Source organism: Pantoea sp. GbtcB22 (assembly GCF_019091025.1).
Lineage (GTDB): Bacteria > Pseudomonadota > Gammaproteobacteria > Enterobacterales > Enterobacteriaceae > Pantoea > Pantoea leporis.
Genome location: NZ_JAGXKB010000547.1, coordinates 1 through 248 on the forward strand (window position 1 = coordinate 1; position 248 = coordinate 248).

Below are 248 nucleotides of genomic sequence, written 5' to 3' on the forward strand. Positions count from 1 at the left end.
CGGTTTCCTGACCAAGCGCTGGATTGGTGCACGCGGCGGACTGGGAGCCACCAAAGTGGCTTTTGGCAGCCAATTGGGTGCATCGCTGTTTTTACTGCCGGACTTTGCCTTTAGTGCTCCGCAAACGCCCGCCAGCAGCTGGCAAATCCCGGAAGTGTGGGCTTCTATTTTGGTGATTGGGTTTATCTGTACCGCGCTGGCCTACATTATTTATTTCCGTCTGCTGGCGGGTAATGGCCCCCTGCGCA

At 56.5% G+C, this 248-nt stretch carries 1 pseudogene; it reads left to right on the forward strand.

Going from position 1 to position 248, the window contains the following annotated elements:
• A pseudogene (locus KVT28_RS25945) lies at positions 1-248 on the forward strand (EamA/RhaT family transporter); the annotation flags it as partial.